This window comes from Pseudomonas sp. Yb2C2 (assembly GCF_052112325.1).
GTDB classification, from domain to species: domain Bacteria; phylum Pseudomonadota; class Gammaproteobacteria; order Pseudomonadales; family Pseudomonadaceae; genus Aquipseudomonas; species Aquipseudomonas marginalis.
In genome coordinates this window covers 123928-131157 of the sequence record NZ_JAVAJK010000021.1, presented here as the reverse complement: position 1 = coordinate 131157, position 7230 = coordinate 123928, and the positions used below count along the sequence as shown (strand labels likewise).

Below are 7230 nucleotides of genomic sequence, written 5' to 3'. Positions count from 1 at the left end.
GGTTAAAACGGTGGGAGGGGGCAAGCCCTCTCCCACATTGATCAGTGCGGGCCGCTGGAAATCAGTCTTCCTTGCGCACCGTGGCCACATCGTCGGCTTTGACGCGGATGCGCTTGCCGGCGATATCGGTGAACTCATAAAACCCGTCGGCCGTCTTGGTTTTTGGAGAGTCCTTGGTCAAATACTGCGTGCCATTTTGCAGTGTCACTACGGTTTGCGTCGCGCAACCGGCCAATACCAGAAAAGTGAGTGCAACCAGTGGCAGCCCCAAATTCTTCATGTTCATAACCCTTACCTTTAACCCTGAAAAATCCCACGCCAGGGACGCGGGCGACAAATGTTACGCCATCGACTCCCCATCTGATCATTTTTATGCAAAAAGTTGCGTGTGCCATTTATCTATTACCGATTGCAACACCGCATTTACGACGGCACTCTGTATGCATAACCAGTATTCGACCAATGCGTACCATGGCCAACCCCCTCGAAAACCCGCTCTATTACCTGCATAACTTCCGCCAGGTCCTGCATTGGCTGGGGCAGCGCTATGCCGATCTGCTCGACCCTGACGAAGAGCATTTCATTCAGCAATTCGACAGGTTGCCGCAAGCCTCCCAGGCGCTTTTGGTGCGCATGGTGATGCGCAAGGGCGTGCATTTTCGTGCGGGCAAGCTGCACTACGTGGAGATCGGTTGCCCCCATGCCGCTGCCGCGCCCCTGCGGGAATTGGGATGGGTGGACGACAACCACCTTCTGGCATTTGAAGCATTATTCGCCTTGCTGCAAAAAGGCGAGATTCTCAGCACCTTCGCACCCTGGATCGACCAGCCCAAGGGCAAGAAGGCCGATTGGCTGGAAGGGTTGGCGGCGCAGTTCACCGACACGCGCCGTTTCGCCGACTGGTGCCCGGACCTGGCCGACACGCTGTACAGCCTCACCGTGATGGAGTTATGCGACCGCCTGCGGCTGATGTTCTTCGGCAACCTGCACCAGGACTGGTCCGAGTTTGTCCTCGCGGACCTGGGCATCTACACCTATGAAAAAGTCGAGTTCTGCGCCGAATCGCGGGGGTTGCGCAGCCGCGCCGACGTGCACGGTTTTCTGTTCCTGCACCAATGCCAGCAGGCGTTTGAACGCGGTGAGGCGCTGGCGCAGGTGCTGGCTGAAGTGGCCACGCTGAACACCGACAACCCCTGGCTGGAAAAGCGCCGGGCCAAGCTGTTGTTCCAGCTCGGCCAGTATTGCGAGCGCAGTGCCGAGTTGGACCTGGCGCAGCAGATCTACCGCACCTGCGCCTACCCCGGCGCCCGCGCGCGGCTGATTCGCGTGCTGGAGCGCCAGGAGGATTACGCCCAGGCCATGGCCCTGGCAAGCATCGCGCAACAGGCACCGGAAAGTGCCGCCGAACAGCAACACCTGTTGCGCGTCATGCCCCGCCTGCGCCGCAAGCTCGGCGAACCCCGGCTGCCGACGCTCAAATCCCGTGAAGTCACGCGCCTGGACCTGGAACTTGCGCTGCCGGAGCCGTTGATGTCGGTGGAATCCTGTGTCCAGGCCCACCTGAGCGCACCTGATGCACCGGTGCACTACGTCGAGAACGGCCTGATCAATTCGCTGTTCGGCCTGCTGTGCTGGGATGCGATCTTCGCACCACTGCCGGGTGCGTTTTTCCACCCGTTCCAGCGTGGGCCGGCGGACCTGCACAGCGAAGACTTCCACGCGCGCCGCGTCCCCCTGTTTGACGCGTGTTTTGCGCAACTGCAGGACGGGCGCTACACAACCACCATCCGCCAACGCTACCTCGATAAGTGGGGGATCCAGTCGCCCTTTGTGTTCTGGAACCTGCTCAGTGAAGACCTGCTGGAACAAGCCTTGGCCTGCCTGCCCGCCGAACACCTGCGCTACTGGTTCGAACGGTTGCTGCTGGATATCCGCGCCAACCGCGCCGGCATGCCGGACCTGATCCAGTTCTGGCCCAAAGAAAAAACCTACCGCATGATCGAGGTCAAGGGCCCTGGCGACCGCCTGCAGGACAACCAGCTGCGTTGGCTGGAGTTCTGCGGTGAATACCAGATGCCCGTCACCGTCTGCTACGTACGCTGGGCGGAGCAACCCGCTTGAGCTACAGCGTAGCCGTGCGGGCGCTGTGTGAGTTCACCGCCAAGGTCGGCGACCTGGACCTGCGCTTTACCCCGTCGCCCAGCGCCCAGGAAGGTATAGCGGGCCATCGCACCGTTGCTTCGCGACGCAGCGCGCACTACCAGAACGAAGTGGCCCTCGAGGGCGACTACCAACAACTGAAGGTGCGGGGCAGGGCAGACGGCTATGACCCGGACGCCAACCGCCTGGAAGAAGTGAAGACCTATCGAGGCGACCTGGCTGCCCAGCCCGCCAACCACCGGCAACTGCATTGGGCCCAGGCCAAGGTGTACGGCTGGTTGATGTGCCAGAAGCTTGGCCTCACGGATATCGACGTGGCGCTGGTGTATTTCGATATCGTCGGCGAAGGAGAAACCCTGCTCAATCAACGTTTCCAGGCGGACGAGCTGCAAGCGTTCTTCAATCAGCAATGTGCACTGTTTCTCGGCTGGGCCCGCCAGGAAATGCAGCACCGTGAAGCGCGCGACGTTGCGGCGCAGACCTTGGGTTTCCCCCATGCTGATTTTCGCCCCGGCCAACGCACTCTGGCCGAGTCGGTGTACAAGGCCGTCAGCACCGGCCGTTGCCTGATGGCCCAGGCCCCCACGGGCATCGGCAAGACCATCGGCACGATCTTCCCGCTGCTCAAGGCCCTGGCGCCCCAGCAACTGGACAAGGTGTTTTTCCTCACCGCCAAGACCCCCGGTCGCCAACTCGCCCTCGATGCAGCCAAGGTGCTGCATGCCAGCAGCGACCTGCCCCTGCGTGTTCTCGAGCTGGTGGCGCGGGACAAGGCCTGCGAGCACTTGGACAAGGCCTGTCACGGCGACGCCTGCCCCTTGGCCAAGGGCTTCTACGACCGTTTGCCCGCCGCGCGCCTTGCCGCGTCCAAGGTCCGCCTGCTCGACCAACACAACCTGCGCAATGTCGCCCTCGATCACAGGGTGTGCCCCTATTACCTGAGCCAGGAAATGGCACGCTGGGCCGACCTGGTGGTTGCCGACTACAACTACTATTTCGACTTCGGCGCCATGCTCTTCGGCCTGGCCCAGCTCAACCAATGGCGCGCTGCCGTGCTGGTGGACGAAGCCCATAACCTGGTGGAACGTGCGCGCTCGATGTACAGCGCGAGCCTCGACCAGTACAGCCTGAAGATCCTGCGCGACACCGCGCCCGAGCCGCTGAAGAAACCCCTGCAGCGCCTCAACCGCGAATGGAACGCCCTGCACAAAGACCAGGTCGCGCCGTACCAAGCCTATGCCTCCAGGCCGGACAAACTGCTCCAGGCCCTGAACCTGTGCACCAGCGCCCTGGGTGATTACTTCAACGACCACCCCGAAGCCCTCAGCGGTGACCTGCAAGCCTTCTACTTCGAAGCGCTGCAATTTACCAAGGTCGCCGAGCTGTTCAACGAGCACTTCATCTTCGACATCAGCAAGCGCCAGCTCGGCGGCAAACGCAGCAGCTCGACCCTGTGCCTGCGTAACGTGGTACCCGCCGAATTCATCCGGCCGCGCTTGACGGCGGCCCGCAGCAGCGTGTTGTTTTCCGCCACCTTGAGCCCTCGCCACTATTACGCCGACCTGCTGGGGTTGCCAGCGGACACGGCCTGGGTCGACGTGGAATCGCCGTTCAAGGCCGAACAACTGCACGTGCGCATCGTCGGCGACATTTCCACCCGCTTCGTGCATCGCCAAGCCTCGCTGGCGCCGATTGTCGAGCTGATCGCCCGCCAGTTCGCCCGGCAACCGGGCAACTACCTGGCGTTTTTCTCAAGCTTTGATTACCTCCAACAGGTGGCGCAACTGCTCGCCGAAACACACCCGCGGATCCCGCTGTGGCAACAGTCGCGGGGCATGGCCGAGGCTGAACGCCAAGGCTTTCTCGATCAATTCACCGAGCACAGCCAAGGCGTCGGTTTTGCCGTGCTGGGCGGCGCGTTCGGTGAAGGCATCGACTTGCCGGGCACACGCCTGATCGGCGCATTTATCGCCACCCTGGGATTGCCGCAACTCAACCCGGTCAACGAGCAGATAAAACTGCGCATGGCGGCGATTTTTGGCGCAGGGTACGACTACACCTACCTGTACCCCGGCATCCAAAAGGTCGTGCAGGCGGCGGGGAGGGTGATCCGCAGCCAGCACGACCGGGGCGTGGTGATGTTGATGGATGACCGGTTTGGGGAGGGCCGGGTGCGACACTTGTTGCCGAGGTGGTGGGCCATTGATTGAGTTATTCCTGCCATCAATGATGCTGGTTCTTGCACGACGGATCCCCCAGGCTAGGCAAAACATCCAGGAAAGGCCCCACCCATGAGCCAACTGCCCCCGCAAAAGATCCCTGTAAACGGTATTGAGCTATGGGTGCATGTCGCGGGGCCGGAACAGGGCCACCCCATCTGGCTGCTCCATGGGTTTCCCGAGTGCTGGCACTCCTGGCGCGAACAGATTCCGGCGTTGGCCGCGGCAGGTTATCGGGTGTTTGCCCCACAAATGCGCGGTTACGGGCCATCGAGTTCGCCCGCCGAGATTGCCGACTATGACCTGTTGACCCTGTGTGGCGATATTCAGCAGGCCATGGATCACTTCGGTCATGATCAAGTCACCATGGTCGGCCATGACTGGGGCGCCGTGGTGGCCTGGCACCTGGCGTTGCTCGAGTCGGAGCGCGTCACTCGGTTGGTCACGATGTCCGTGCCTTTCGCCGGGCGTGCTCGGCGGCCAGTGATCGACATCATGCGCGAACTGTATGCCGACCGCTTCAATTACATCCTGTATTTCCAGGAACCGGGTGTAGCCGAGCAGGAATTGGATGCCGATATCGAACGCACCTTGCGCCTGTTCATGCAGGACCAGGATGTGTTTCTAGAGCAGAAACCGGCCACCGCCACGTTGCTTGAGGGCACCTCAACGCCCGATGCATTGCCGCACTGGTGTACTCAGGAAGACCTCGACGTGTACGTGCAAACCTTCGCTGAACAGGGCTTTCGCGGCCCGTTGAACTGGTACCGTAATTTCGAGCGCAACTGGCAGCGCACCGAATTCCTCGCCGGCCGCCAGGTGTTGCAGCCGACCTTGTTCCTGATTGGCGACCGCGATCCGGTCGGGGTGTTTGAGGCCCACACGCTCAAGCGCATGCCTGAGTGGGTGCCTGACCTTGAGCAGCATAACCTGGCCAACTGCGGTCACTGGATCCAGAACGAGCAGGCGCAACGGGTCAATGCGCTGGTGCTCGAGTTTTTAGGGCGGGTTCGGTCGTTCAACTGATGGTTGGCATCCAGCACCGTAGCCCATTACCCACACAAGCAGCTTCGAATAACGGACGGGTTGGCCTCGTCGTATAAGGCTGTAATACACCCGTACGATTTCCCCCTCCTCAAGGTCATTCACTGGGATCGGAATGTGCAGTTCCCGGCCAGCCGTTTCGGAATCCAGTGTGTTCGGTACCGTGGTTCTCGATTGGTCACCAATCCACTGTAATGTCACGGCGTCTCCGGGGTCGGTTTCGGTAAAAGGCAGTATCACCAGTACTTGCTGTTCGGTACGGCTGTCTTCAACCCGTGCCTGGGGCAGCGCGCTGGCAGGCTTGCCTATCTGTAATTGCAGGCGCAGCGACTCACGGCTTGATGGCCGGTCCGCGCGTTCGTAATACAGCTCGGTGAGCAGGGTATTGAAACGTTCGATATGCCCGCCGTCGACCTTGAATACCAGGATGCGATCCGCGGGGATCGCCCCCAGCGTGTATTCCTGGGTGTAGATCACCGAGCCACCCACCCACACCAGACGAATCCGGGTCGACGCCGCCCATCCGTCGGGAGCGACTATGACCACTGTCGCCTCAGGAACACTCGGATCGAGATAGCCAGCCGCGGATTCCTGAACCCGGGGCGCCTGCCAGGGACTGGCGGCCCCGCGTACGCTCACACGCGTCTTCATCGAAACACGCACATCGTCGGTGTTCAGCGAATGAAGGCTGCAAGACAGCATTGAGACGCCGCCGCCCAGGGCCTTGACTCTTTCATTCGGGACATAGAACTCCATAAAGCTATTGGTGCGCTCGACGGTCTTTTCCTCGCTGTAGGGCACAGGAAAGTTCTCTGCGTCTCGACCCTCCCAATCCAGGCGTACTCGATCGCCTTTTTTGAACACCGTTGGATCAAGGAACAGTTTGATCTTCTGCGCCGCGTCCCCGAGCCGTTTCAAGTCGATAACGTCTCCTGGCTGCTCAAGAAAAGGTGCTTCAAGTGGCCGAGTACCGAGGTCCACATTTGCCCAGGTTGGTGGTGACCAATTTGCGTCCGATTCGGGGTCGAAGACCGGATAGTTGCCCACGGCATCAACGACCTGCATGGCGATGGGCAGGAAAGGGTTGCTGCCGGCGGCACGGATGACGCTCTCATTAACCGTTACCTGGAACCGTCTGCCGACCTCCCTGGGGGTTACCACATGACTGATAAGCTGCGAACCCCAGGCAATTGTGCAGGTATCGAATTCGGCCATGTATTCGTAGGGCTGGACTTCAAGAACGACCCCAAGCCTGGCCCGTTCGGGGTCTATCACTGCGCCCGCCTCGAGATCTTCGGGGAGGAAGAACACCAGTCCTTGATGGCCCGGTTTGTCAGCGTCCGGGTCTTCTTTGCCGGGACGGTTGAGCTTGATCCGAAGCCTGAGCCGGTTGGTGTCGACGAGGCCGTTTCCGGGCTCCTCAATGGTGCAGTAGGCAGTAGCCCACTCCGGCAGAATGTTTTCCTTGGACACGGTCAATGTATGCACCGGGTTATTCGCATTGCTCTCGTCGATAATCAGGTAGTCCTCTGGCGTCGGGCCGTTCCAGTACAAGAATATCTCTGTGTGCAGCGCCAACTTGTGCTCGGGGAAAAGTAACGGCTTGAGATCATGCTCGACATGCCGCAGTCCAATGCACCTGTCAGGTTCGGTGTCCTCCTTGATAGGCATACCCAGGTTCGAGATGTACAGCTCGGATTGTCTATCGTCGACTGTACTTCCAAGCTTTCTTTCAGGAGCACGAGACATCGTGAATCCTCCACATGAAAGGGTTGAAAATCGATCAGGCAGCCGCGTGATGATCATC

5 protein-coding genes are annotated in these 7230 nt (G+C 60.5%); 3 read left to right on the top strand and 2 right to left on the bottom strand.

From position 1 onward, the window contains the following. Positions 1–61 precede the first annotated feature (61 nt). Positions 62–286 (bottom strand): YgdI/YgdR family lipoprotein, encoded by a 225-nt coding sequence (locus Q8X51_RS25310; RefSeq protein ID WP_027605784.1) that lies wholly within the window; start codon positions 284–286, stop codon positions 62–64. A gap of 185 nt (positions 287–471) precedes the next feature. Between Q8X51_RS25310 and Q8X51_RS25305 the strand changes: the two genes are divergently transcribed. The 3 genes from Q8X51_RS25305 to Q8X51_RS25295 all read left to right on the top strand — a co-directional run bounded on the left by Q8X51_RS25305 (position 472) and on the right by Q8X51_RS25295 (position 5405). Continuing rightward, positions 472–2121: a VRR-NUC domain-containing protein gene (locus Q8X51_RS25305; protein WP_407694234.1), complete on the top strand. Its 1650-nt coding sequence runs from the start codon at positions 472–474 to the stop codon at positions 2119–2121. Beyond that, positions 2118–4370, top strand: a complete 2253-nt coding sequence (locus Q8X51_RS25300; RefSeq protein WP_407694233.1) for an ATP-dependent DNA helicase — start codon at positions 2118–2120, stop codon at positions 4368–4370. Before Q8X51_RS25305 ends, Q8X51_RS25300 begins: the two co-directional genes overlap by 4 nt. A gap of 81 nt (positions 4371–4451) precedes the next feature. Next, entirely contained in the window at positions 4452–5405 is a 954-nt protein-coding gene (locus Q8X51_RS25295) for an alpha/beta fold hydrolase (RefSeq protein WP_407694232.1), read from the top strand. On the opposite strand, the gene Q8X51_RS25290 is transcribed toward Q8X51_RS25295, so the two are convergent. Then, positions 5379–7172, bottom strand: coding sequence for a hypothetical protein (locus tag Q8X51_RS25290; protein ID WP_407694231.1), 1794 nt, complete (start codon positions 7170–7172; stop codon positions 5379–5381). The genes Q8X51_RS25295 and Q8X51_RS25290 overlap by 27 nt on opposite strands. Between the last annotated feature and the right edge of the window lie 58 nt (positions 7173–7230).